Annotated in this window: 20 protein-coding genes; 17 read left to right on the top strand and 3 right to left on the bottom strand. The window is 60.5% G+C overall.

Annotated elements, in window-relative coordinates; translation table 11 throughout:
* Nucleotides 1–20: 20 nt before the first annotated feature.
* The 3 genes from BUE92_RS26745 to phhA all read right to left on the bottom strand — a co-directional run bounded on the left by BUE92_RS26745 (nucleotide 21) and on the right by phhA (nucleotide 2460).
* Nucleotides 21–1214, bottom strand: a complete 1194-nt coding sequence (locus tag BUE92_RS26745) for an amino acid aminotransferase (protein WP_073527119.1) — start codon at nucleotides 1212–1214, stop codon at nucleotides 21–23.
* Nucleotides 1214–1570, bottom strand: coding sequence for a 4a-hydroxytetrahydrobiopterin dehydratase (locus BUE92_RS26740; RefSeq protein WP_003192995.1), 357 nt, complete (start codon nucleotides 1568–1570; stop codon nucleotides 1214–1216). Before BUE92_RS26740 ends, BUE92_RS26745 begins: the two co-directional genes overlap by 1 nt.
* Nucleotides 1571–1668: 98 nt before the next feature.
* Complete coding sequence (phhA, locus tag BUE92_RS26735) at nucleotides 1669–2460, bottom strand: phenylalanine 4-monooxygenase (RefSeq protein WP_073527118.1); 792 nt, start codon at nucleotides 2458–2460, stop codon at nucleotides 1669–1671.
* Nucleotides 2461–2717: 257 nt separating this feature from the next.
* Between phhA and BUE92_RS26730 the strand changes: the two genes are divergently transcribed.
* The 17 genes from BUE92_RS26730 to BUE92_RS26645 all read left to right on the top strand — a co-directional run bounded on the left by BUE92_RS26730 (nucleotide 2718) and on the right by BUE92_RS26645 (nucleotide 24426).
* Nucleotides 2718–4283 carry a sigma-54-dependent transcriptional regulator gene (locus tag BUE92_RS26730; RefSeq protein ID WP_073527117.1) on the top strand — a complete coding sequence of 522 codons (1566 nt, stop codon included), beginning with the start codon at nucleotides 2718–2720 and terminating at the stop codon, nucleotides 4281–4283.
* A gap of 1390 nt (nucleotides 4284–5673) precedes the next feature.
* A complete protein-coding gene (locus BUE92_RS26720; RefSeq protein ID WP_003192988.1) occupies nucleotides 5674–6414 on the top strand; it encodes a flagellar basal body rod protein FlgF in 741 nt (246 codons plus the stop codon).
* A gap of 62 nt (nucleotides 6415–6476) precedes the next feature.
* On the top strand, nucleotides 6477–7262 hold the full coding sequence (flgG, locus tag BUE92_RS26715) for a flagellar basal-body rod protein FlgG (protein WP_003192986.1): 786 nt from the start codon (nucleotides 6477–6479) through the stop codon (nucleotides 7260–7262).
* A 52-nt stretch (nucleotides 7263–7314) separates the two neighbouring features.
* On the top strand, nucleotides 7315–8010 hold the full coding sequence (gene flgH / locus BUE92_RS26710; RefSeq protein WP_014719364.1) for a flagellar basal body L-ring protein FlgH: 696 nt from the start codon (nucleotides 7315–7317) through the stop codon (nucleotides 8008–8010).
* Between the two features lie 6 nt (nucleotides 8011–8016).
* Complete coding sequence (locus BUE92_RS26705) at nucleotides 8017–9126, top strand: flagellar basal body P-ring protein FlgI (protein ID WP_161793221.1); 1110 nt, start codon at nucleotides 8017–8019, stop codon at nucleotides 9124–9126.
* 4 nt (nucleotides 9127–9130) lie between these two features.
* Nucleotides 9131–10390, top strand: coding sequence for a flagellar assembly peptidoglycan hydrolase FlgJ (gene flgJ / locus BUE92_RS26700; RefSeq protein WP_073527116.1), 1260 nt, complete (start codon nucleotides 9131–9133; stop codon nucleotides 10388–10390).
* Nucleotides 10391–10400: 10 nt separating this feature from the next.
* Nucleotides 10401–12446, top strand: coding sequence for a flagellar hook-associated protein FlgK (gene flgK / locus BUE92_RS26695; protein ID WP_073527115.1), 2046 nt, complete (start codon nucleotides 10401–10403; stop codon nucleotides 12444–12446).
* 14 nt (nucleotides 12447–12460) lie between these two features.
* On the top strand, nucleotides 12461–14071 hold the full coding sequence (locus BUE92_RS26690) for a flagellar hook-associated protein 3 (RefSeq protein ID WP_073527114.1): 1611 nt from the start codon (nucleotides 12461–12463) through the stop codon (nucleotides 14069–14071).
* A 276-nt stretch (nucleotides 14072–14347) separates the two neighbouring features.
* Nucleotides 14348–15277, top strand: coding sequence for a ketoacyl-ACP synthase III (locus tag BUE92_RS26685; protein ID WP_057011796.1), 930 nt, complete (start codon nucleotides 14348–14350; stop codon nucleotides 15275–15277).
* A gap of 381 nt (nucleotides 15278–15658) precedes the next feature.
* Nucleotides 15659–17362, top strand: coding sequence for a flagellin N-terminal helical domain-containing protein (locus tag BUE92_RS26680; RefSeq protein WP_073527113.1), 1704 nt, complete (start codon nucleotides 15659–15661; stop codon nucleotides 17360–17362).
* 76 nt (nucleotides 17363–17438) lie between these two features.
* The gene (locus BUE92_RS26675) at nucleotides 17439–17786 is read left to right on the top strand and encodes a flagellar protein FlaG (RefSeq protein ID WP_073527112.1); all 348 of its coding nucleotides are present in this window, start codon (nucleotides 17439–17441) and stop codon (nucleotides 17784–17786) included.
* Nucleotides 17787–17868: 82 nt separating this feature from the next.
* A complete protein-coding gene (fliD, locus tag BUE92_RS26670; protein WP_073527111.1) occupies nucleotides 17869–19236 on the top strand; it encodes a flagellar filament capping protein FliD in 1368 nt (455 codons plus the stop codon).
* A gap of 130 nt (nucleotides 19237–19366) precedes the next feature.
* A complete protein-coding gene (fliS, locus tag BUE92_RS26665) occupies nucleotides 19367–19756 on the top strand; it encodes a flagellar export chaperone FliS (protein ID WP_057023033.1) in 390 nt (129 codons plus the stop codon).
* Nucleotides 19757–19781: 25 nt separating this feature from the next.
* Nucleotides 19782–20078, top strand: coding sequence for a hypothetical protein (locus tag BUE92_RS26660; RefSeq protein WP_003192968.1), 297 nt, complete (start codon nucleotides 19782–19784; stop codon nucleotides 20076–20078).
* Nucleotides 20079–20247: 169 nt separating this feature from the next.
* Nucleotides 20248–21720 carry a sigma-54 dependent transcriptional regulator gene (locus BUE92_RS26655; protein ID WP_034126784.1) on the top strand — a complete coding sequence of 491 codons (1473 nt, stop codon included), beginning with the start codon at nucleotides 20248–20250 and terminating at the stop codon, nucleotides 21718–21720.
* Nucleotides 21721–21830: 110 nt separating this feature from the next.
* Complete coding sequence (locus BUE92_RS26650; RefSeq protein ID WP_073527110.1) at nucleotides 21831–23042, top strand: sensor histidine kinase; 1212 nt, start codon at nucleotides 21831–21833, stop codon at nucleotides 23040–23042.
* Nucleotides 23043–23049: 7 nt separating this feature from the next.
* Nucleotides 23050–24426 carry a sigma-54-dependent transcriptional regulator gene (locus BUE92_RS26645; protein WP_073527232.1) on the top strand — a complete coding sequence of 459 codons (1377 nt, stop codon included), beginning with the start codon at nucleotides 23050–23052 and terminating at the stop codon, nucleotides 24424–24426.
* The last annotated feature ends 55 nt before the right edge of the window (nucleotides 24427–24481 follow it).

Raw genomic sequence — 24481 nt, 5'->3', positions numbered from 1 at the left:
CATTAAAAAAACCGGTGTCTTCAGTTGGAGACGTCAGCAATGGCTTGAGCCAGCAACGTCAAGCGCGTCGCATCAACCCCGGCCACGTTAGCCCGCCCCGAACTGACCATATACACGCTGTGCTTCTCGCGCAGTTGCTTGACCTGCTCGGCACTCAAGCCGGTATAGGAAAACATCCCACGCTGCGCGCCGATATGTGCGAATTTCTCGGCCAGGCCATGGGGCGCAAGCGCTTCCACCAATCCGGAGCGTAACTGGGCGATCCGCGAACGCATGGCCTCGACTTCCTCGCTCCACTGCTTTTTCAACTGTGCATCACCGAGGATGGTCGCCACCACGGCAGCACCGTGATCCGGCGGTGTCGACCACAGGTTGCGAGCGATATTCGCCAGTTGGCTGCGTACATCGGTGAGCTTTTCGGCATCCGCCGCACAGACGATCAATGCACCCACGCGGTCGCGATACAGGCCGAAGTTCTTCGAGCAGGAACTGGTAATCAGCACTTCCGGCAGCTCGGCGGCAAACAGGCGCACCGCCCAGGCATCCTGCTCCAGGCCATCGCCAAAGCCCTGATAGGCAAAGTCGATCAGCGGCAGCAACTGGCGCTCACGCACGATCTGCAAGACCTGGCGCCAGTCATGCTGGGACAGGTCAAAGCCGGTCGGGTTATGGCAGCACGCGTGCAGCAATACCACGTCGCCCTTGGGCACCCTGGACAGGGTCGCGAGCATCGCCGTCACATCCAGGCGGTTGTCGCTGCCCACGTAAGGGTAATGACTGACCTTGAGCCCGGCCTTGGCAAAAATGGTTTCGTGGATCGGCCAGGTCGGGTTGCTCAGCCACACGCCACGGCCCGGCAGGCTGTGGGCGATAAAGTCGGCGCTCAGGCGCAGGGCGCCGGTGCCGCCTGGGGTTTGCGTGGCGCCAGCACGGCGGTCGCGCAGCAAGGCTGAGTCGGCGCCGAGCACCAGTTCGCTGATCAGGCTGCCGAAGGCTGCATCGCCATGGCCACCGATATAGGTCTTGGTCACTTGGGTGTCGACCAGGCGCTGTTCCGCCAGCTTCACTGAGTGAGGAATCGGCGTCAGGCCCTGGTCGTCCTTATAGACACCTACGCCCAGGTCGAACTTGTTCGGGTTGGCGTCCTGGGTATACAGGTCCATCAGCCCGAGGATCGGGTCGCCGGGCACGCGGTCGATGGCATCGAAATGCATTACTTGCGGCCCTCGGCAGTCTTGGCCACTTCGTCGGTGCGCGCGGCCATGATGAAGTCGTTGCGGTGCAGGCCCTTGATGGAGTGGCTCCACCAGGTCACCGTGACTTTGCCCCACTCGGTGAGCAGGCCAGGGTGATGGCCTTCGGCTTCGGAGATCTCACCCATCGCGTTGGTGAAGGCCAGGGCGAATTTGAAGTTCTTGAACAGGAAAACCTTTTCCAGCTGCATCACGCCGTCGCGCACTTCGATGTTCCAGTCAGGGATCTGCTTGATCAGCACCGGCAGTTCTTCATCGCTGACTTGCGGGGCATCGGCGCGGCAGGCTTCGCAGTGGGCTTGGTTCAAGGTGGTCATGGAAGGTGTCCTGAATTCGAAAGATTGAAGGTCAGTGGCGTTACCCTAAAGCAACGCGGGGCCAGGGAACAGACTCACCTGGCCTTAAAACACAAGGTTCACGCGGCTTTGGGCTTCGGAGGGAATTTCGGCGCGTGCAGACCCAGCTGCATACCGCGCTCGACCATGGCCATGATGTCTTCCTGCGCCACGTCGAACAGGCGCTTGAGCTCGGGTAATACGAAGTACAGCGGTTGCAGGATGTCGATGCGATAGGGGGTACGCATCGCTTCCAGCGGATCAAAGGCCTGGTGCTCGGGCTCGTCCGACAGGCAATACACACTTTCTTTAGGCGACGACAGAATGCCGCCACCGTAGATACGCCGTCCCTGGGGCGTGTCCACCAGGCCGAACTCGATGGTCATCCAGTACAGGCGCGCCAGGTACACCCGTTGCTCCTTGGTGGCCGCCAGGCCGAGCTTGCCGTAGGTGTGGGTGAACTCAGCGAACCAAGGGTTGGTCAGCAGCGGGCAGTGGCCAAAGATCTCGTGAAAAATATCCGGCTCTTGCAGGTAGTCCAGTTCTTCACGGGTGCGAATAAAGGTCGCTACCGGAAACTGTTTGCTGGCCAGCAATTCAAAAAAGGTCTGGAAGGGAATCAGCGCCGGCACGCGGGCGACTTGCCAGCCGGTGGTGTCGGCCAGCACCTTGTTGATTTCGCCCAACTGGGGAATGCGGTCCAGGGGCAGGCCGAGCTTGTCGATACCGTCCAGGTATTCCTGGCAGGCACGGCCCTCGATCACTTTCAATTGGCGAGTGATCAGGGTGTTCCACACCGCATGTTCTTCTGGCGGGTAGTGGATAAAACCTTGCGCATCGGGCTCGCGGGCCACGTAGTGCGTCTGCTTCATACGGCTCTCCTGCTAGGCATTCGTTCTTGTTATGTCCTGGGATGCACCTATTGATAACCGGATAGGCGCCGGATTCCATCAGCCTTTAACGGACGGGTGTAGGAAAAATTACTGATTATCGTAAAGAATTCGTTACGATAGGCCCGCTCGTCGTAGCTATGGGCTGGGAAAAGCCATCGCGCTGTCACATAATCTTGACGACTATCTGCGCCCGGCGACAAAAAGACGCGGCGCCTACTCCCTTTTCGAGTCTTTCCATGCGTATCAAAGTGCACTGCCAGAACCGCATCGGCATCCTGCGGGACATCCTCAACCTGCTGGTGGAGTACGGCGTCAACGTCGCCAAGGGCGAAGTCGGCGGTGAGCATGGCAACGCCATTTACCTGTTCTGCCCCAACCTGGTGAACATGCAATTCCAGGCGTTGCGCCCGCAGTTCGAGGCGATTGCCGGGGTGTTCGGGGTCAAGCGGGTAGGGCTGATGCCCAGCGAGCGGCGGCATATGGAACTCAACGCATTGCTCGGCGCCCTGGAATTCCCGGTGCTGTCCATTGATATGGGCGGCTCCATCGTGGCCGCCAACCGGGCGGCGGCGCAGTTGCTTGGCGTACGGGTGGATGAAGTTCCGGGGATTCCCCTGTCGCGTTATGCCGAGGATTTCGACCTGCCGGAACTGGTGCGCGCCAGCAAGTCGCGAATCAATGGCCTGCGGGTCAAGGTCAAGGGCGACGTGTTTCTGGCGGACATCGCGCCCCTGCAATCCTCCGAGCACGATGACAGCGAAGCCATGGCCGGCGCCGTGCTCACCCTGCACCGGGCCGACCGTGTCGGTGAGCGTATCTATAACGTGCGCAAGCAAGAGCTGCGCGGTTTCGACAGCATCTTCCAAAGCTCCAAGGTCATGGCCGCAGTGGTGCGTGAAGCGCGGCGCATGGCGCCGCTGGATGCGCCGCTATTAATAGAAGGCGAAACCGGCACCGGCAAGGAACTGTTGGCCCGAGCCTGCCACTTGGCCAGCCCGCGCGGGCAGTCGCCGTTGATGGCCCTCAACTGCGCAGGGTTGCCCGAGTCGATGGCCGAGACCGAACTGTTTGGCTACGGCCCCGGCGCATTTGAAGGGGCGCGGGCGGAAGGTAAGTTGGGCCTGCTTGAGCTGACGGCGGGTGGTACGTTGTTTCTGGATGGTGTGGGAGAAATGAGCGCGCGCTTGCAGGTCAAGCTGCTGCGCTTTCTGCAGGACGGTTGTTTTCGCCGGGTGGGCAGTGATGAAGAGGTGTACCTGGATGTGCGGGTGATCTGCGCGACCCAGGTGGATTTGTCGGAGCTCTGCGCCCGGGGTGAGTTTCGCCAGGACCTTTATCACCGGCTGAATGTGTTGTCGTTGCATATCCCGCCGTTGCGCGAATGCCTGGATGGCCTCGCGCCGTTGGTCGAGCACTTTCTCGACCAGGCCAGCCGGCAGATCGGTTGCCCACTGCCCAAGCTGGCCCCCGCCGTCATGGACAAGCTCAGCCACTACCACTGGCCGGGCAATGTGCGGCAACTGGAAAACGTGCTGTTCCAGGCGGTGTCGTTGTGTGAGGGTGGTACGGTCAAGGTCGAGCATATTCGGTTGCCGGATTATGGCGTACGCCAGCCGCTGGGCGATTTTTCCCTGGTGGGGAGCCTGGAGGATATCGTCGGGCGCTTCGAGAAGGCGGTGTTGGAAAGCCTGTATGCCGAACACCCGAGCAGTCGCCAGTTGGGCAAGCGCCTGGGGGTGTCCCACACCACCATTGCCAACAAACTGCGTGATTACGAAGTGCTCAAGGCTGATCGCAGTTAAAACGGTGGGAGCTGGCTTGCCTGCGATAGCGGACTGTCAGTTGGCATATCAGCGCCTGCCCAACCGCTATCGCAGGCAAGCCAGCTCCCACATTGGTTGGGTATTGCCCACGGAATCAGCGTCCGGCATCAGTCCCCTGTGGGAGCGGGCTTGCTCGCGAAGGCGGCGTGTCAGTCAATGAGTCTGTCACTGAACCACCGCTATCGCAGGCAAGCCAGCTCCCACATTGGTTGGGTATTGCCCACGGAATCAGCGTCCGGCATCAGTCCCCTGTGGGAGCGGGCTTGCTCGCGAAGGCGGCGTGTCAGTCAATGAGTCTGTCACTGAACCACCGCTATCGCAGGCAAGCCAGCTCCCACATTGGTTGGGTATTGCCCACGGAATCAGCGTCCGGCATCAGTCCCCTGTGGGAGCGGGCTTGCTCGCGAAGGCGGCGTGTCAGTCAATGAGTCTGTCACTGAACCACCGCTATCGCAGGCAAGCCAGCTCCCACATTGGTTGGGTATTGCCCACGGCATCAGCGTCCGGCACCGATCCCCTGTGGGAGCGGGCTTGCCCGCGATGGCGGCGGGTCCGTCAATGAGTCTGCAACTGAACCACCGCTATCGCAGCATAGGTATCTACACAACTTTAATGCGACGCAGGACCTGTGGCGAGGGAGCTTGCTCCCGCGAAGACGGCCTGGCAGCCGACGCTGATCTAACTGATGCCCCGCGATCCAATGTGGGAGCTGGCTTGTCGGGTCGCCGCATCGCTGCGAAGGCGGCCTTAAAGCCGACCAGTATCTCGGGTCAGACCGCGTACATATCCGTTCCTGCGGTAATGGCTGCTATTGGTTCCGCTTTTACAGCGGGTCACTTTTGAAGAGCCCAAAAGTAACCAAAAGGCTCTTGCCCCACCACTCGGCACCTCGCCTAGGCTCGGTGTACCCGTAATCCGACATTGATTTGGGGGGCCGCCGCCACGCGCCATCCATGGCGCGGGGCGGCTAAACCGGCATCCCTGCCGGTTTACCCCCCAAATCAAAATCGGATTACGGCCAGCGTGGTTTAACGGGGCGCCTAAGATCAAAAGCAGATCAAGATCAAGAGCGACTCGCTTCGCATCGTGGTTACCGTCGACGGCTACAGCCTACAAAGTTGTGTAGATACCTATGGCTATCGCAGGCAAGCCAGCTTTGCTCCGTACCGGATTTAAGGCCGGTGTTTGCCGCAGGCGGCAGTAGTCCGCCGTTTTTTCGACTGTTTCTCCCGCCCCCTATTTCAGATACCTGCACGAAACCCCCGCCGCGTCTGGATTTGCGCCTCTTTTAAAAAGTTGGTTCGCAAATTGCTTAAGCCTCCTCAGTACAGCGGTGGGCGGCAAGCGTCCGTCAGAAAGAGGATAGAGCGTGGACAAGTACCTTTATGTGGCAATGACCGGCGCCAGCCAGAATGCACTGGCGCAGAAGGCCCATGCCAACAATCTGGCGAACATTTCCACCAACGGTTTTCAGCGCGATCTGGAGCAGGCGCGTTCGATGCCGGTGTTTGGTGACAGCTTTCCGGCGCGGGCGTTTGCCATGACCGAACGTCCGGCTACCGACTTTTCACCGGGCGCGATGATCGAGACCGGTCGCGACCTGGACGTAGCCGTCAGCGGCGATGGCTGGATGGCGGTGCAGACCCCGGATGGCGGCGAAGCCTACGTGCGCAGCGCCAGCATGAACGTGGATGCCCTGGGCGTGCTGCGGGCCGGCAACGGTATGCCGATCATGGGCAACGGTGGCCCGATCGCCGTGCCGCCCCAGCAGAAAATCGAAGTGGGTTCGGACGGCACCATCAGCATCCGTGCCATGGGCGAAGGCCCGCGGGTGATGGCGGAAGTGGACCGTATCAAGATGGTCCAGCCTGACCTCAAGAACATGACCAAGGGCCTGGACGGCACCATCCACACCAAGGATGGCCAACCGGCCCAGGCCGACGCGAACGTGCGGCTGACCTCGGGTTTCCTGCAGGCAAGCAACGTCAATGCCGTGGAAGAAATGACCGCGGTGCTGGCGCTGGCCAAGCAGTTCGAGCTGCACATCAAGATGATGAACAGCGCTAAAGAAGACGACCAGGCCATGACCCGCGTCATGCAGATGAGCTGATCCAGGCCCATTAACTAATTTGCAACGCAGCGCCAACCATCCGGCGCACGAAGGAGAACAGCATGCTTCCGGCTCTATGGGTTGCCAAGACAGGCCTGTCCGCCCAGGACACCAACCTGACGACCATTTCCAACAACCTGGCAAACGTGTCGACCACGGGTTTCAAACGTGACCGCGCCGAGTTCCAGGACTTGCTCTATCAGATCAAGAAGCAACCGGGCGCCCAATCGACCCAGGACAGCGAATTGCCGTCGGGCCTGCAACTGGGTACCGGTGTGCAGATCGTCGGCACCCAGAAAAACTTCAGCGCCGGCAACCTGCAGCAAACCGGCCAGCCTCTGGACATGGCGATCAATGGCCGGGGCTTTTTCCAGGTGCTGCAACCGGATGGCACCACGTCTTACACCCGTGACGGCACCTTCCACCTGGACTCCAACGGCCAGATCGTGACCGCCAACGGTTTCGCCCTGGAGCCTGCTGTCGTGGTGCCACCCGACGCCAAGACCTTCACTGTCGGCAACGACGGCACCGTGTCCATCACCGTCGCTGGCAACCCGGCGTCCCAAGTGATCGGCAACCTGCAAACCGCCGACTTCATCAACCCGGCCGGCCTGCAGGCCATGGGCAACAACCTGTTCCTGGAAACCGCCTCCAGTGGCGCGCCGCAAATCGGCACCCCTGGCCTGAACGGTTTTGGCACCACGCTGCAAAGCACCCTGGAAACCTCCAACGTGAGCACCGTTGAGGAGATGGTCAACATGATCACCACCCAGCGCGCCTACGAGATGAACTCCAAAGTGATTTCCACCGCCGACCAGATGCTTTCGTTCGTTACGCAGAATCTGTAATCAGTCTATGAGGCGCCCTTGAGGGTGCCTGCAACACCGTGAGGTTAGGGTCATGAATCGCTATGTTTGTGTGTTGGCATTGAGTGGGATCGCCGTGCTTGCGGGCTGTGTCGCCCCCACGCCAAAACCCAATGACCCGTACTACGCGCCGGTGTTGCCACGCACGCCGCTGCCGGCGGCGGCCAACAACGGCTCGATCTACCAGGCCGGTTTCGAGCAGAACCTGTACAGCGACCGCAAGGCGTTCCGGGTCGGTGACATCATCACCATCACCCTGAACGAGAAGACCCAGGCCAGCAAGAACGCCAACTCGCAGATCGGCAAGAACAGCAAGACCAGCATCGGCCTGACCTCGCTGTTCGGCGGTGGCCTGAACACCAACAACCCGCTGGGCAGTGGTGACCTGAGCCTGGACGCCGGCTACAGCGGTGACCGCGCCACCAACGGCAAGAGCGCGGCCGGGCAGGGCAACAGCCTGACCGGTTCGATCACCGTGACCGTCGCCGATGTATTGCCCAACGGCATCATTGCCGTGCGCGGTGAAAAGTGGATGACCCTCAACACCGGCGACGAGCTGGTGCGTATCGCCGGCATGGTCCGCGCTGATGACATCTCCACCGACAACACCGTGCCGTCGACGCGCATTGCCGATGCACGCATTACCTACTCGGGCACCGGTTCGTTTGCCGATGCGAGCCAGCCGGGCTGGTTCGACCGCTTCTTCCTCAGCCCGCTGTTCCCTTTCTAGGTGGCCATTTTGAAGTTCAAACAGCTGATGGCGATGGCGCTTTTGCTGGCCTTGAGCGCTGTGGCCCAGGCCGAGCGCTTGAAGGACATCGCCAGTATTTCTGGCGTGCGCTCCAACCAGTTGATCGGCTATGGCCTGGTCGTGGGGCTCAACGGCACGGGTGACCAGACCACCCAGACGCCGTTCACCCTGCAAACCTTCAATAACATGCTCTCCCAGTTCGGCATCAAGGTGCCGCCTGGCTCGGGCAACGTGCAGTTGAAGAACGTCGCAGCAGTGTCGATCAGCGCCGATCTGCCCGCGTTTGCCAAGCCGGGGCAGGTGGTGGACATCACTGTTTCGTCCATGGGTAACTCCAAGAGCCTGCGCGGCGGCACCTTGCTGATGACACCGCTCAAAGGTATCGACGGCAACGTCTACGCCATCGCCCAGGGCAACCTGGTGGTCGGCGGTTTTGACGCCGAAGGCCGCGACGGTTCGAAGATCACCGTCAACGTGCCGTCAGCTGGGCGTATTCCTGGTGGCGCCACGGTTGAACGCACCGTGCCGAGTGGTTTCAACCAGGGCAACAGCCTGACCCTGAACCTCAACCGCTCCGACTTCACCACCGCCAAGCGCGTGGTCGACAAGATCAATGACATGCTCGGCCCTGGCGTGGCCCAGGCCATCGACGGCGGCTCGGTTCGCGTCACTGCGCCTTTGGACCCAAGCCAGCGCGTGGACTACCTGTCGATCCTGGAAAACCTTGAGGTGGACCCAGGCCAGGCCGTGGCGAAAGTCATCATCAACTCGCGCACCGGCACCATCGTGATCGGCCAGAACGTCAAGGTCTCGCCAGCGGCGGTAACCCACGGCAGCCTGACGGTGACCATCACCGAAGACCCGATCGTCAGCCAGCCTGGGCCGTTGTCCGGTGGCCAGACTGCCGTGGTCCCGCGTTCGCGCGTCAATGCCCAGCAAGAAGCCAAGCCGATGTTCAAGTTCGGCCCCGGCACCACCCTGGACGAGATTGTCCGTGCGGTGAACCAGGTGGGCGCTGCGCCCGGCGACTTGATGGCGATCCTCGAAGCTTTGAAGCAGGCCGGCGCGTTGCAAGCCGACCTGATTGTGATCTGAGGCCATGGCCATGGATATGCGCAAGAGCGGCATCAGCAGCACGGTGGACTCGGGGTCTTACTCCGACCTGAACCGGCTTAACCAGCTCAAGGTGGGCGACGACAAAAACAGCGAAGGCAACCTGCGCAAAGTGGCGCAGGAATTCGAGTCGCTGTTTTTGAACGAGATGCTCAAGTCCATGCGTTCGGCCACCGAGGCCCTGGGCAAGGACAACCCGCTGAACACCCCGGCCGCCAAGCAGTACCAGGAAATGTACGACCAGCAACTGGCGGTGTCGATGTCGCGCGAAGGCGGCGGTATCGGCCTGGCCGATGTGCTGATGCGCCAGATGCAGAAGAACAAGCCGGTGGAGGCCCAGGCCGCCACCTTGCAAGGCCCGGCGGCGGATGTGCCGGTGAAGAAAGTCGATGTGCCGACCGAGATTGCCGCCGGTACCCAGGCCGAAGGCCCGTTGGGCCGCTCCAATGGCCAGCGGCCTTTGTGGGCGTATCGCGTGGCCGTGCCTGAGGGCGCCAGCACCCATGCCAACGACATGGAACTGATGAACCAGCGCCGTATCGCCTTGCCCAGCAAGCTGGCCGACCGCCTGCTGGCGGGCATCGTGCCGAACGCTCCGGTCGAAGCCAAAGCCGCGCCCCTGCGTAACAGCGCTGCCGACGACACTGTCATCAATAGCAGCGCGCGTAGCTTTGCCGTGCCGAGCGGGCGCATGCAGGTGTATGGCCGCGCCATTGCCCAGCCACCACTGGCGCCGGCCAAGAAAGCCTTCAGCTCCCAGGATGAATTTGTCGCCACCATGCTGCCGATGGCCAAGGCCGCCGCCGCGCGTATCGGTATCGACCCCAAGTACCTGGTGGCCCAGGCCGCGCTGGAAACCGGCTGGGGCAAATCGGTGATGCGCGCCGAAGACGGCAGCAGCAGCCACAACCTGTTCGGCATCAAGGCCGGCCAGAGTTGGCAGGGCGGTCAGGCCCGGGCGATCACCAGCGAGTTTCGCGATGGTGCGATGGTCAAGGAAACGGCGCAGTTCCGTTCCTACAGCTCGTATCAGGACAGCTTCCACGACCTCGTGACCTTGCTGCAAAGCCATGATCGCTATAAAGAAGTTGTGAAATCAGCCGACAACCCGGAACAGTTTGTACGCGAGTTGCAAAAAGCCGGTTATGCAACCGACCCGGATTACGCCAGCAAGATTTCGCAGATCGCCAAAACCATGAACAGTTACCAGAACTACGCTGCCGCTGGCGCAACCACACATTTATAAGGTCTGAACCATGAGTTTGCTCAGTATCGGGATGTCAGGGCTCAACGCCGCTCAAGGATCGTTGTCGGTCTTGAGTAACAACATCGCCAACGTGAACACCCCGGGGTATTCGCGTCAGCAGACCACGCAGAATACCAACGCGTCGAACCCGTTCGGCGGGGTGTTCATCGGCACCGGCACCACCCTGGCCGACGTGCGCCGGGTGTACAACCAATACCTGGACACCGCCTACCAGAACAGCACGGCCCTGAATAACGATGCCAAGGCGTACCTGGATCAGGTCGGCGCCGTCGACAAAGTGCTGTCGGACAAGACCACCGGTCTGTCTTCGGTGCTCAGCTCGTTCTTCGCCACCCTGCAAACCGCAGCGTCCAACCCCAGCGACCTGTCGGCCCGCCAACTGCTGGTGACCAACGCCCAGACCCTGAGCAGCCGTTTCAACGCGATCTCGACGCAGTTGACCCAGCAGAAAGAAACCATCAACAACCAGTTGGGCAGCATGAGCGAGCAAGTCAATCAATTGACTGCCTCGATTGCCTCGCTCAACAAGCAGATCTCCCAAGTGCAGGGCGCGTCGGGTAATGCGCCGGCCAACCTGCTGGACTCGCGTAACGAGGCGGTACGCTCGCTCAATGAACTGATCGGCGTCACGGCCACCGAGAAAAACGGCCAGTTCAGCGTGACCACCGGCAGCGGCCAGTCGCTGGTAGAAGGCGGGATTTCCAATACGATTTCGGCGGTGCCGAGCAAAACCGATAATAGCCAGTACACCATTCAACTGGACATGAACGGCACCACCATGGACCTGGGCGGCGTCATCAGTGGCGGCAGCATCGGTGGCCTGTTGCGTTATCGCAGTGATGCCTTGATGCCGGCTATCAACGACCTGGGCCGTATCGCCATCGCGACCGCCGACACCATCAATAACCAGTTGGGCCAAGGCCTGGACCTCAATGGTGACTTTGGCGTTTCGTTGTTCAAAGACATCAACAGCGCCGCCGCCATTGCTTCGCGCAGCCAGGGCGCCTCAGGCAACAGTGCCGGGGCAGGCAACCTGAACGTGACGATCAAGGACAGCAGCCAGCTGTCCACGTTTGACTACACCGTGACCTTCAGCGACAAGACCGACCCCAACAAGGTCACGGTACTGCGCTCGGACGGCAAGGCCATGGGCACCTTTGACATGGGTTCCGCACCGCCCCCGACCATGGATGGCTTTACCCTGGCGCTGGACGGCAAGGGCACCATGGCGTTTGGCGACAGTTTCAAAGTCAGCCCGACCGCCACCGGCGCAAGCGGTATTGGCGTGGCGCTCACCGATGCGAACAAGCTGGCGTTTGCCGGCCCGTTGAAGGGTACCAGCAGCACGACCAACAGCGGCACGGGCACCTTTACCCAGCCGTCGTTGACCGTGCCGCTGGATATCCATGGCGGCACCGACACCGCGCAACTGCGCGCCGGTATTGAAAACTCGATGCCGGTGAAGATGGTATTCGGCAAGCCCGCCGCCGACGGCACGCAGTCCTATACGATCAGCGACGCCAAGGGCAACCCGATCAGTACCGGTTCGATTATTCCGGGGCAGGGCAACAAGATCACCGTCGACGTACCGATGCGCGACGCCAGCGGCGCAGCCATCCCTGGCAAGAGCTTCAAGTTCGACACCACCGTCAACGGCTCCCCGGCAGACGGCGACAGCACCACCTTCGCCTTCAACAGTGGCGGCAAGTCCGATGGCCGTAACGCCCAGGAACTGCTGAACCTGCAAACCAAGGCCACCGTCGGCATGGGCGAGGGCAACGGGGGCACCAGCCTGGTGGGGGCCAACAGCAAGCTGGTCTCCACTGTCGGCGCCAAGGCCAGCCAGGCCGGGGTCGACAGCGCGGCCACCGGCGCGTTGCTGAGCGCCAATAAAGATGCGCGCAACTCGGTGTCCGGCGTCAACCTGGATGACGAAGCGGGCGACATGATCAAGTTCCAGCAGTACTACACCGCGTCGTCGCAGATCATCAAGGCTGCGCAAGAAACCTTCACCACACTGATGAATGCTCTTTAAGGGAGGCTGGGACGATGCGTATTTCTACACAGCAGTATTTCGAGACCAGCTCTGCCAAGTACCAGAGCAACTATTCCAGCGTGGTCAAGGCCCAGGAACAGGCCAGCACCGGTGTGCGCGTGCAAACCGCCGCCGATGATCCAGTAGCGGCGGCGCGGTTGCTGATGCTGCAACAGCAGAAAGACATGCTGGGGCAGTTCAATGGCAACATCGACACCCTGAAGAACTCGCTGACTACTCAGGACGGCGTGCTGGAAAATATCAATATCGCGATTCAAAGGGCCAGTGAGTTGGCGCTCAAGGCGGGTAACGTCGGCATCAGCGACGCTGACCGCAAGTCGACCGCCGCCGAAATTGGCGCCATTGAAGACCAGATCCTGGGCCTGCTCAACACCAAGGACGCCAGCGGTAATTACCTGTTCTCCGGGAGCAAGACCGACACGCCTCCCTACACCCGCAACAATGACGGCACCTACAGCTACCAGGGCGATGACACGCCGTTGAGCCTGAAGATTGCGGAAAACCTGTCGGTCGCCATGGGCAATACCGCCAAGAGCATGCTGGAAAGCTCGGCCAATACGGGCCGTACGCAAACAGCGCCGATCCTCGTGCCGCCCGCGGTCGACGATGGCAAGGTCACCGTATCGGCAGGGCTTATCGCGGCCAACACCAGCTATAACAGCAGTTTTTCCGACGGTCAGCCGTATAAGCTGACCTTCACCAGCAGCACCCAATACGTAGTAACGGACAATGCCGGCAAGGACATCACTTCGGAGATCCCGGGCAACGGCACTTTCGATGCCACCAAGGAAGGCGGTTCGAGTATCAATCTGCGCGGGGTCAAGTTCGACATCGGCTTGAACCTGGGCAAGGATGCACTGGGCAAAGACATACTGCCCGGCGCGCCGTCGGACGCCATCGTCAAGGATCGCGAGTTCAGCCTGTCGGTCAAGCCGGACACCTTCAGTGTTTCGCGCACCCCGAGCAATCCGTCCACCGCGCAACTGAGCGGCGGCACGGTGAGCGACCCGGCGGCTTACGCCAACACCTTTCCCAACTCGGGTGTCGTCGTCAAGTTTGGCGCGGCCGGTGCCTATGACCTGTATGCGCAGCCGTATACCGCAGACAGCAAATCCATCGCCAGTGGCACCCTGGCGGCCGGTGCAACCTCGATCACGGCGGCAGGGGTGACCTTCGATATCACCACCGCACCGGCGCCGGCAGCCGGCGACCAGTTTTCGATCAGTGCCACCAGCAACAAGAACGAGAACGTCCTCGACACCCTGAGCCATCTGCGCAAAATCCTGGAAACCCCGTCAGACGGCAACCCGGCGGCGCAGAAGGAGCTCAAGGATGTGGTGGCCAAGTCCATTGGCAACCTGACCAACGCCTACAGCCAGATCGACCAGGCACGCGGCTCCCTGGGCGCGCGCCTCAATGGCCTGGATATTCAGTCCAAGGAAAACATCAGCCTGGACTTGGCCAATACCACCACCATGAACGACCTGGGCAATGTCGATTTCGCCGAAGCCGCCATCAACCTGAGCTTGCAGCAGACCATGCTGCAGGCCTCGCAGCTGGCCTTTGTGAAAATCTCGCAGTTGAGCCTGTTCAACAAGATGTAATGGGCGTTTCGTCAAGCGGCCTTCTCTGGAAACAGGGCGGGCCGTTGTTGTTTATGGGGGTTATTTGTTGAAAGGTTTTGCACAAAGCGGACAAAATTGAGTGACCTGTGAGTCATAAAGCGCATCTTCACTGTATCGTGTGAAAAGGATAAGTCGTCACAGGGCCTGTGTCGGGCGGCTTTCAGCGGGATTTTTATGGGGTTATCCCCTTTATTGTCAGCACTTCCGGCGTAGCCCGAGGGGTGTTCTCCAGCTATTTAGTATTGGGAAGCCACAATGATTGGCATAAAAAGCATCGCCAGTTACGTGCCGGCAGACGGGATCGATAACTACGCCCAGGGTGCCAAATTCGCCAAGGATGAAGAATTCATCATCGGCAAGATCGGTTCGGCGTTCCTGCCGCGCAAGGAAGCTGCACAGGAAACCTCTGATCTGTGTGTCGAGGCGGTCAACGCCTTGTTTGCCAACAACCCGCAATTGAAGCGCGAGTCCATCGACGCGCTGATCGTCGTCACCCAGAACGGCGATGAAGAGGGCTTGCCTCACACCGCCGCCATCGTGCAGGACAAACTGGGCCTGCCAACTCACGTGGCCGCCTTCGATATTTCCCTGGGCTGCTCCGGCTACGTCTATGGCATCTACGCGATGAAAGGCTTTATGGAAGCCGCTGGCCTGAAAAACGGCCTGCTGATCACCGCCGACCCGTATTCCAAGATTGTCGACCCGGAAGACCGCAACACCACCATGCTGTTCGGCGATGCCGCCACCGCCACCTGGATGGGTGAAGACGCGCCGTGGTTGCTCGGCAAGTCCAAGTTCGGCACCGACGGTTCCGGTGCGCCGCACCTGAAAGTCAGCGACGGCGTGTTCTTCATGAACGGCCGCCAGGTGTTCAACTTCGCCTTGCTCAAGGTGCCTGCGCACCTGCACGAGCTGCTCGCCGAGTCGGACCTCAAGGCCGATGACATCGATGCGTTCTGCATCCACCAGGGCAGCGCGGCCATCGTCGATGCCGTGGCGCGTCGTTTTGAAGAGGCGCCGGTGGACAAGTTCATCAAGGACATGGTCGAGACCGGCAACACCGTGTCGTCGAGCATCCCGCTGCTGCTGGAAAAGCACGTGATGGACGCCACCTGGAAGCGCGTGGCAATCAGCGGCTTTGGCGTGGGCCTGTCGTGGGGCTCGGCGATTCTCTACCGCCCGTGATGCTTTAGCCGCTGCACAAAAAAACGCCGATGATCCCACGATCATCGGCGTTTTTTTTGCGCCCCCTGTAGGAGCGAGCTTGCTCGCGAAGAACCTGAGAGCGCCGCGTGCATCCTGAATGCCCGCGTCATCGTTAACGTTCTTCGCGAGCAAGCTCGCTCCTACAGGCGACGCTTTGGCGCCAGTAACCCGTGATTACGGGCGTTTCACGCCTCTATAAGGCCTTGAAATACAAGGGCTGGCACAGGGCTACTAAAAAAAATCAAAAAAATCCTCAAGCAACTGGCTACCACGACGATAACTATTACGTAGGTTCTCTAGGCCACACCCGGCGGTCGCCAGGGCCGGAAGCCGCAGTATCCAAACCACGAGGATTTCGTCATGGCATTATCAGTAAACACCAACATCACCTCCCTGGGTGTCCAGAAGAACCTGAACAAAGCTTCCGACGCTCTGAGCCAGTCGATGAACCGTCTGTCCTCCGGCCTGAAAATCAACAGCGCCAAAGACGACGCTGCCGGCATGCAGATCGCCAACCGTCTGAACAACCAGGTCAAAGGCCTGAACGTTGCCATCGCCAACGCCAACAACGGCGTGTCGATTGCCCAGACCGCTGAAGGCGCGATGCAAGAATCCACCAACACCCTGCAGCGTCTGCGTGAACTCGCCCTGCAAGCGGCCAACGGTGATAAAAGCGACGCTGACCGTGTTTCCCTGCAGCAAGAATTCACCGCTAAAGTGGGCGAGCTGAACCGTATCGCCAGCACCACCACCTTCGGTGGTCGTAACCTGCTGGACGGCTCGTTCAGCAACGTAGCGTTCCAGATCGGCGCCAACGCCAACGAGACTATCTCGTTCGGTATGACTGATATCAGCTCGACTGCGCTGAAGGGGAACTACAAAGAAGCGGCTGTAGATGGCGCTGCGATGAAAGGCCTGGCCGCTACCGCTACTGGTTCGGTTCTGACTAATAAATCAACCGTGACGGGTACTGCTGTCGCCGGCGCTACCACTGCTGGTGATAACTTCACCATTAACGGCACAACGATCACTCTGGCTGGTGGTGCTACTGCTACTGCTGCTGCCGCTGATGCAGTGGCAGCTATTAACGCACAAACGGCTACAACTGGTGTTACTGCCAGCGCTGATGCTACAGGTATTTTGAGCCTCTCATCGACCAAGGTTTTCACTCTTGGCGCTGGTGCAACTAACGATGGCTTGGCCAAGCTCAACGTTGCGGCGGGTGCTTCCCCTGCTCCCTCCAGCGACCTCACTGCTGCCGGTAGCATTTCGGTTAACGGCACAGCGGTGAACTGGGCAAAAGGCGCCACCATGGCGAGCGTTCTCACCGACCTTACCAACGCTGCAGGCGGTGCGGCCACTGGCGCTTCGGCCACTTTCGTTGACGGTCGTGTCAAGCTGACGTCGGGTGACGGTGCTGATATCAAGTTGTCCAACACTTCTGCTGGTTCTCTGTCGCAGTTGGGCCTGTCGGCCGGCACTACCCAAGCCAAACTGACCGCTGACACTTCCATCGACGTGAACGGAGTTGAAGTCAAATTCAAGAAGGGCGACACCTCTGACGCGATCGTAGCTTCGATCAACAGCGCCAGCACCGGTGTTCAAGCCAGCAAAAACGCTGACGGTACCCTGAACCTGTTCGCCGACAAAGACATCACCATCAAGGACGGCAGCGCCGGTACTGGCCTGGCTGCACTGGGTCTGACCGCTGTTGCAGCTGCCGGCACCAAAACCGCCGTCACCATGGAAACCAGCGTTTCCGACCTGAACATCCTGACTGCCGCTTCTTCGCAGCAGGCCATCCAGGCTCTGGACGACGCCATGCAGCAAATCGACAGCCAGCGTTCGCAGCTGGGTGCCGTACAAAACCGCTTCGCCAGCACCGTGGCCAACCTGCAGAGCATTTCGCAGAACTCCTCCGCTGCCAAAGGCCGCGTAGAAGACGCTGACTTCGCCTCTGAAGCCGCTGAACTGACCAAGCAACAAACCCTGCAACAGGCTTCCACTGCGATCCTGTCCCAGGCCAACCAACTGCCATCGTCTGTTCTGAAGCTGCTTCAGTAATAGCGCTAGCGGTTAAATAACGGGAGGGTGCGTTTAACGACGTGCCCTTCCGTTTTTTCAGTTTGGAGGTGGTGACATGGACATGAGCATCAAGCTGACCTCGTCTTACCCCGCAGCTACGGCCCCGGCCAACCTTGGCGCAGTGGTGACCCAGGCCAAGCCTGCGGCCAGCAATGAGCCGATCAAAAGTGAAGAGCCTCAGCGCGCGGCGCTGGAAAAGGCTGTTACCGATATGCGTGAGTTTGTGCAGGCTTCACAGCGCAACCTGGATTTTTCCATCGATGACTCCACCGGCAAGGTAGTGGTCAAGGTGATCGCCACTGACAGTGGTGAAGTGATTCGACAGATTCCATCGGAGACCGCGCTCAAATTGGCGCAGAACCTGAGCGATGCCGGCAGCCTGTTGTTTGATAGCAAGGCTTGAGTTGGCACGAAACATGTTTCTGATTGCGGTCTAGGCGTATAAGCGCCAAAAAACGGCCGCCGCAGGACAAGGAGAATGGCAAATGGCTAGTTCAACGATTTCCGGCCCAGGTTCGGGCTACGACACCCAAGCAATCGTCAAGGCGCTGGTCGGGGCCGAGCAGGCGCCCAAGCAGGCTCAGATCACCAACGAGCAGAAGAAAGCCACCGTGCAGTTGTCTGCCGTGGGCTCGGTCAAGACGGCGTTGGAAGCCTACCAGGCGGCGATCACCAAGTTGAACAATGCCTCGGCCTTCAACGGGCTGGCGGCGACTTCTTCGGAAGAGAAAAACGTCAAAGTCACCCTGGGTGACGGCGCCTCCAGTGGCAAATACCTGTTGAAGATCGCAAACCTTGCGACCGCCTCGAAAGTCACCACAGCGGTGAACGCGGACGGCGCATCGGGCAAGGCCAACAGCACGGACGAAGACCAGACGCTGACCATCAACCAGTCAGGCAAAAGCTACGACGTGGTGATCCCCGGCGGCGCGACCTTGCAACAGGTGCGCGAGTCGATCAATACCCAGCTCTCGTCCCAAGGGATCAGTGCCAACGTCCTGAGTGACTCTAACGGCGCACGCCTGGTGCTGACCTCGACCAATATGGGCGAAGGCACCGACATCACCCTTAGTGGTGATTCGCAGTTGGCAGTCGGGTATGACAAAGGCACGCCGCCGACCAACGCCAAGTACTCCATCGACGGCATTGAAATGTCATCGACCAGCAACAAGATCACCTCGGCGATCAGCGGCGTGACCCTGGACTTGCTGGACACGGTAGACATCACCAAACCGACCACCATTACCGTGGCCAGCAACACCGACACCTTGAAAACCTCGGTGCAGTCCTTCGTCAGTGCGTACAACACGCTGATGACGGCGATCAATACCCAAACCAAAGTCACCGCCACCGGTGATGCCTCCACCACCACCGCAGGTGCGTTGACCGGTGATGCGTCGATGCGTCAATTGGTGAACAGCCTGCGTTCCGAGTTGGTCAACGGCTCCGGCGCGGGCACCATGACCAGCCTGGCGCAGATGGGCATTACCACTGACCAGAAAACCGGCCTGCTGAGCCTGGACGACAAGACCTGGGACAAGGCCGTGGTCAAGGGCGCTGGCGATATCGCCAAGCTGTTCACTGGCGACACTGGCTTGATCACGCGCATGAACAAGGCGACCAAGAGCTACGTGGGCACCACTGGCACCCTGGCGACCCGGGCTACCGATCTCAACAACAAGTTGACCGACTTGACCAAAGAGACCGACGACCTGACGCGACGCATGGATGCCTTGCAGAAGTCCCTGACCGCCAAGTACACGGCGATGGACACCATGATCGCGCAGATCAACGCCAGCAGCTCCAGCATCCTGACCACCCTCAATTCGTTGAACAATCCTAAGTCGAACTGATAAACGGTGTGTGCAGGGCCCCCATTTAGAGGGCCCTGGCGCAGGGTGCTGGATTAAAGTTTTGGTCGTCACGGTCGAAAAACTGGTTAAGCAAACCTATTCGATTGTCGCCCAGTTACGAGGTAGCAACATGAACCCAATGAGAGCCCTTCGTCAGTACCAGAAGGTCAACGCCCACGCTCAGGTCTCCGAAGCCAGCCCGCACCGCCTGGTGCAGATGCTGATGGAAGGTGGCCTGGATCGCATGGCGCAGGCCAAGGGCGCGTTGAGTCGCGGGGACATCGCGCAAAAAGGCCTGATGCTGGGCAAGGCGATTGAAATTATTTCGGGCCTGCGCGATGGCCTGGAGCCGGAGAAAGCCGAAGATCCGGCCGCGATCCAGCGTCTGGATGCCCTGTACAACTACATGGGCAATCGCCTGGTCGAGGCCAACCAAGTCAATGATGTCGAGATGATCGACGAAGTCGCCCGCCTGCTGATCACCGTCAAGACCGGCTGGGATGCCATCGCTCCACAATAAGGCCGATTGCCTTGAGGGACACATCATGAGCCACGCACTGCAACGCATCGACGAAACCCGCGAAGCCCTGATCGGCGCGCTGGCCGAGCGCAACTGGGAAGCCGTGGGCGAGTTGGACCTGGGGTGCCGCGCGGTGATTGATGAGGTACTCAGCGAGGCGCCGGTAGATGAGGACGCACTGCGCGAGAAGCTTGAAAGTTTGTTGGTGGTGTATCGGCAGTTGCTTGAGGTGACGACCGGCGAGCGCCAGGCCATTTTCGAAGAGATGTCGCAGATCAACCAAGCGAAAAATGCGTCAAAGGTTTACCATCTGTTCGGTTGAACGGGCGCAGTTAATCCGCACGGCGCGTCATATATTTGACTGTGCCAGCATTTTTGACTTAACTAGTGCTGTTTTCAGATTTCAGACGTCTAGTAGGTAACAAATCTTACAGACGTCTAGATTGCCCTCATTCCGGGGCAGGAAGTTTTACTAGGGAAGTTGCTATTGCATGTGGCGTGAAACCAAAATTCTGCTGATCGATGACGATAGCGTCCGCCGCCGCGATTTAGCGGTGATTTTAAATTTTCTCGGTGAAGAAAATTTGCCCTGCGGCAGCCACGATTGGCAGCAGGCGGTCAGCTCGTTGTCGTCGAGCCGTGAAGTCATTTGTGTATTGATCGGGACGGTAAACGCTCCTGGCGCAGTTCTGGGCCTGTTAAAGACACTGTCTACCTGGGATGAGTTCCTTCCGGTGTTGCTAATGGGCGATATTTCTTCCGTGGACCTGCCGGAAGACCAGCGCCGCCGCGTGCTATCCAACCTGGAAATGCCGCCCAGCTACAGTAAATTGCTCGATTCCCTGCACCGCGCCCAGGTCTATCGCGAGATGTACGACCAGGCCCGCGAGCGCGGCCGTCACCGTGAACCCAACCTGTTCCGCAGCCTCGTCGGCACCAGCCGTGCCATCCAGCACGTGCGTCAGATGATGCAGCAAGTGGCCGATACCGACGCCAGCGTGTTGATCCTCGGCGAGTCGGGCACCGGCAAGGAAGTGGTCGCGCGCAACCTGCACTATCATTCCAAGCGCCGCGACGGGCCCTTTGTGCCGGTCAACTGCGGGGCGATCCCGGCAGAGCTGCTGGAAAGCGAATTGTTCGGCCATGAGAAGGGCGCCTTTACCGGGGCGATCACCAGCCGTGCCGGGCGCTTTGAACTGGCCAATGGCGGCACCCTGTTCCTCGACGAAATCGGCGACATGCCGTTGCCGATGCAGGTCAAGCTGCTGCGCGTGTTGCAGGAGCGCACCTTCGAGCGCGTGGGCAGCAACAAGACCCAGAGCGTGGATGTGCGCATCATTGCCGCCACCCACAAGAACCTCGAAAGCATGATCGAGGTCGGCAGCTTCCGCGAAGACCTGTACTACCGCCTCAATGTATTCCCTATCGAGATGGCCCCGCTGCGTGAGCGCGTGGAAGACATTCCGTTGCTGATGAACGAACTGATCTCGCGCATGGAGCACGAGAAGCGCGGCTCCATTCGTTTCAACTCCGCGGCGATCATGTCCCTGTGCCGTCACGGCTGGCCGGGCAACGTCCGCGAGCTGGCCAACCTGGTGGAGCGCATGGCGATCATGCACCCGTATGGGGTGATCGGTGTGGTCGAGTTGCCGAAGAAATTCCGCTACGTCGACGACGAGGACGAGCAGATGGACAGCCTGCGCAGCGACATGGAAGAGCGCGTGGCAATCAACGGCCATACTCCAGATTTCGGCGCTAGCGCGATGTTGCCGCCCGAAGGCCTGGATCTCAAGGACTACCTCGGCAACCTGGAGCAAGGCCTGATCCAACAGGCGCTGGATGATGCCAACGGCATCGTCGCCCGTGCCGCCGAGCGCCTGCGTATCCGTCGCACCACCCTGGTGGAGAAGATGCGCAAGTACGGTATGAGCCGCAAAGAAGGTGATGAACAGGCGGATGATTGACGCCTGTTTTTCAACTACTTGATTTATAGGTAGATTTTTTTCGGCACGGGTATTGCTACAACCCTCGCAACGTTCCGTTTAACTGACGGTCAGCCAAGCGAGAGAGCATCATGCCCCACGCCGCCCAACTATCTTCGGCCCCTGCCATCCAGGGGCTGGTTTCGCCTGTAGAGCCGCCGACCCGCCAGGGCCTGGAGCACGCGTTCTCGCAGTTCAACCAGATGTCGAGCCAGCTGACCGACTCCTACAGTCTGCTTGAGGCCCGGGTTTCGGAGCTTAAAGGCGAACTGGCGGTGGTCAGCGCCCAGCGCATGCAAGAGCTGGCCGAGAAAGAACGCCTGGCCAACCGCCTGCAAAACCTGCTGGACCTGTTGCCCGGTGGCGTGATCGTCATCGACGACCAGGGCCGCGTGCGCGAAGCCAACCCGGCAGCCTGCGACCTGCTCGGCCTGCCGCTGGAAGGCGAGCTGTGGCGTGAAGTCATCACCCGCTGTTTTGCCCCCCGTGAAGACGACGGCCACGAAGTCTCCCTCAAGGACGGGCGCCGGCTGTCCATTGCGACCCGTTCCCTGGACGCCGAGCCGGGCCAGCTTGTGCTCCTCAATGACCTGACAGAAACCCGGCACCTGCAAGATCAGCTGGCTCGCCATGAGCGGCTGTCCTCGCTGGGCCGGATGGTCGCTTCCTTGGCGCATCAGATTCGTACGCCGTTGTCGGCGGCATTGATCTACGCCAGCCATTTGACTGACGAGCAATTACCGGCGGCCACCCACCAACGCTTTGCCGGGCGCCTCAAGGAACGCCTGCATGAGTTGGAACACCAAGTGCGCGACATGCTGGTGTTTGCCCGCGGCGAACTGCCGCTGACCGATCGCATTACCCCTGCCGGCTTGATGCAGTCGCTGCAAGCGGCAGCGGCGACCCATGTGCAGGAGGCCAACCTGCGCTGGCAGTGCGACAGCCACCAGGGCGAATTGCTGTGCAACCGCGACACCCTGGTGGGCGCGCTGCTCAACCTGATCGAAAACGCCACCCAGGCCAGTGGCCCCGGGGCGCGCCTGAAAGTGCACCTGTACACCCGCGGGCAAACCCTGCGCCTGTGCGTCAGCGACAGCGGCAGCGGTATTGCCCCGCAGGTACTGCAGCGCCTGGGCGAGCCGTTTTTTACCACCAAGACCAACGGCACTGGCCTGGGCCTGACCGTGGTCAAGGCAGTGGCCCGTGCCCATCAGGGACAATTGCAGCTGCGTTCCCGCCTGGGGCGTGGCACCTGTGCATTGATGACCTTGCCGCTGTTTTCCAGCGCGGCAAGCGCGGAGTAAGAAGATGATGGCTATCAAGGTTTTATTGGTGGAAGACGATCGCGCCCTGCGTGAAGCATTGGCTGACACGCTGCTGTTGGCGGGCCATGACTATCGTGCGGTCGGCTCTGCCGAAGAAGCCTTGGAGGCGGTCGAACAGGAGACCTTCAGCCTGGTGGTCAGCGACGTCAACATGCCCGGCATGGACGGCCACCAGTTGCTCGGCCTGCTGCGGGTGCGCCAGCCGCAACTGCCGGTGCTGCTGATGACCGCCCATGGCGCGGTGGAGCGGGCGGTGGATGCCATGCGTCAGGGCGCGGCGGATTACCTGGTCAAGCCGTTCGAACCCAAGGCGTTGATCGAACTGGTCGCCCGGCATGCCCTGGGCGTGATGCCCGCAGTCGATGGCGATGGCCCGATTGCCTTTGAGCCGGCCAGCGCGCAGTTGCTGGAGCTGGCGGCGCGGGTGGCGCGCAGTGATTCCACTGTGCTGATTTCCGGCGAGTCCGGCACCGGTAAAGAAGTGCTGGCGCGGTATATCCACCAGCAATCGGGCCGTGCCAAGCAACCGTTCATTGCGATCAACTGCGCGGCGATCCCTGACAACATGCTTGAAGCCACTTTGTTCGGCCATGAAAAGGGCTCGTTCACCGGCGCCATCGCGGCCCAGGCCGGCAAGTTCGAACAGGCCGACGGCGGCACCATCCTGCTCGACGAAATCTCGGAAATGCCCCTGGGCCTGCAAGCCAAGTTGCTGCGGGTATTGCAGGAGCGTGAAGTGGAGCGCGTGGGCGCACGCAAGCCGATCCAGCTGGATATCCGCGTGGTCGCCACCACCAACCGCGACCTGGCGGGCGAAGTGGCGGCGGGGCGCTTCCGTGAAGACTTGTTCTACCGCCTTTCGGTGTTCCCCCTGGCCTGGCGCCCATTGCGTGAGCGCCCGGCGGATATCATTCCCTTGGCCGAGCGCCTGCTGAACAACCACGTCAAAAAAATGAAGCATGCCCAGGCGCGTTTATCGCCTGAGGCCCAGGCGTGCCTGGTCAGTTACCCATGGCCGGGCAACGTGCGTGAGTTGGACAACGCGATCCAGCGTGCGCTGATTTTGCAGCAGGGCGGTTTGATCCAGCCCCAGGATTTCTGCCTGGCCATGGGCAGCGGGGCGGCACCGTTGCCGAGCCTGGCGCCGGCTCCAGTGGTCGCCGAGGCGGAATCAGCCGGTGCCCTGGGCGATGACCTGCGCCGCCGCGAATTCCAGATGATCATCGACACCCTGCGCGCCGAGCGTGGCCGCCGCAAAGAAGCGGCCGAGCGCCTGGGCATCAGCCCGCGCACCTTGCGCTACAAGCTGGCGCAGATGCGCGACGCCGGAATGGACGTGGAAGCCTATCTTTTCGCCACATGAACGCGCGCCAATGCCGTGTGTAGGAGCGAGCTTGCTCGCGAAGAACCCATAGGCG

The sequence above is a fragment of the Pseudomonas fluorescens genome, assembly GCF_001902145.1.
Lineage (GTDB): Bacteria > Pseudomonadota > Gammaproteobacteria > Pseudomonadales > Pseudomonadaceae > Aquipseudomonas > Aquipseudomonas fluorescens_BV.
This window is presented reverse-complemented; position numbering and strand designations above follow the sequence as displayed.

Coding starts and splice junctions, on each gene's coding strand:
- BUE92_RS26745 (WP_073527119.1), bottom strand. CDS start 1,214: ATGCATTTCGATGCCATCGACCGCGTGCCCGGCGACCCGATCCTCGGG.
- BUE92_RS26740 (WP_003192995.1), bottom strand. CDS start 1,570: ATGACCACCTTGAACCAAGCCCACTGCGAAGCCTGCCGCGCCGATGCC.
- phhA (WP_073527118.1), bottom strand. CDS start 2,460: ATGAAGCAGACGCACTACGTGGCCCGCGAGCCCGATGCGCAAGGTTTT.
- BUE92_RS26730 (WP_073527117.1), top strand. CDS start 2,718: ATGCGTATCAAAGTGCACTGCCAGAACCGCATCGGCATCCTGCGGGAC.
- flgG (WP_003192986.1), top strand. CDS start 6,477: ATGCTTCCGGCTCTATGGGTTGCCAAGACAGGCCTGTCCGCCCAGGAC.
- flgH (WP_014719364.1), top strand. CDS start 7,315: ATGAATCGCTATGTTTGTGTGTTGGCATTGAGTGGGATCGCCGTGCTT.
- flgJ (WP_073527116.1), top strand. CDS start 9,131: ATGGCCATGGATATGCGCAAGAGCGGCATCAGCAGCACGGTGGACTCG.
- flgK (WP_073527115.1), top strand. CDS start 10,401: ATGAGTTTGCTCAGTATCGGGATGTCAGGGCTCAACGCCGCTCAAGGA.
- BUE92_RS26690 (WP_073527114.1), top strand. CDS start 12,461: ATGCGTATTTCTACACAGCAGTATTTCGAGACCAGCTCTGCCAAGTAC.
- BUE92_RS26685 (WP_057011796.1), top strand. CDS start 14,348: ATGATTGGCATAAAAAGCATCGCCAGTTACGTGCCGGCAGACGGGATC.
- BUE92_RS26680 (WP_073527113.1), top strand. CDS start 15,659: ATGGCATTATCAGTAAACACCAACATCACCTCCCTGGGTGTCCAGAAG.
- BUE92_RS26675 (WP_073527112.1), top strand. CDS start 17,439: ATGGACATGAGCATCAAGCTGACCTCGTCTTACCCCGCAGCTACGGCC.
- fliD (WP_073527111.1), top strand. CDS start 17,869: ATGGCTAGTTCAACGATTTCCGGCCCAGGTTCGGGCTACGACACCCAA.
- fliS (WP_057023033.1), top strand. CDS start 19,367: ATGAACCCAATGAGAGCCCTTCGTCAGTACCAGAAGGTCAACGCCCAC.
- BUE92_RS26660 (WP_003192968.1), top strand. CDS start 19,782: ATGAGCCACGCACTGCAACGCATCGACGAAACCCGCGAAGCCCTGATC.
- BUE92_RS26655 (WP_034126784.1), top strand. CDS start 20,248: ATGTGGCGTGAAACCAAAATTCTGCTGATCGATGACGATAGCGTCCGC.
- BUE92_RS26650 (WP_073527110.1), top strand. CDS start 21,831: ATGCCCCACGCCGCCCAACTATCTTCGGCCCCTGCCATCCAGGGGCTG.
- BUE92_RS26645 (WP_073527232.1), top strand. CDS start 23,050: ATGGCTATCAAGGTTTTATTGGTGGAAGACGATCGCGCCCTGCGTGAA.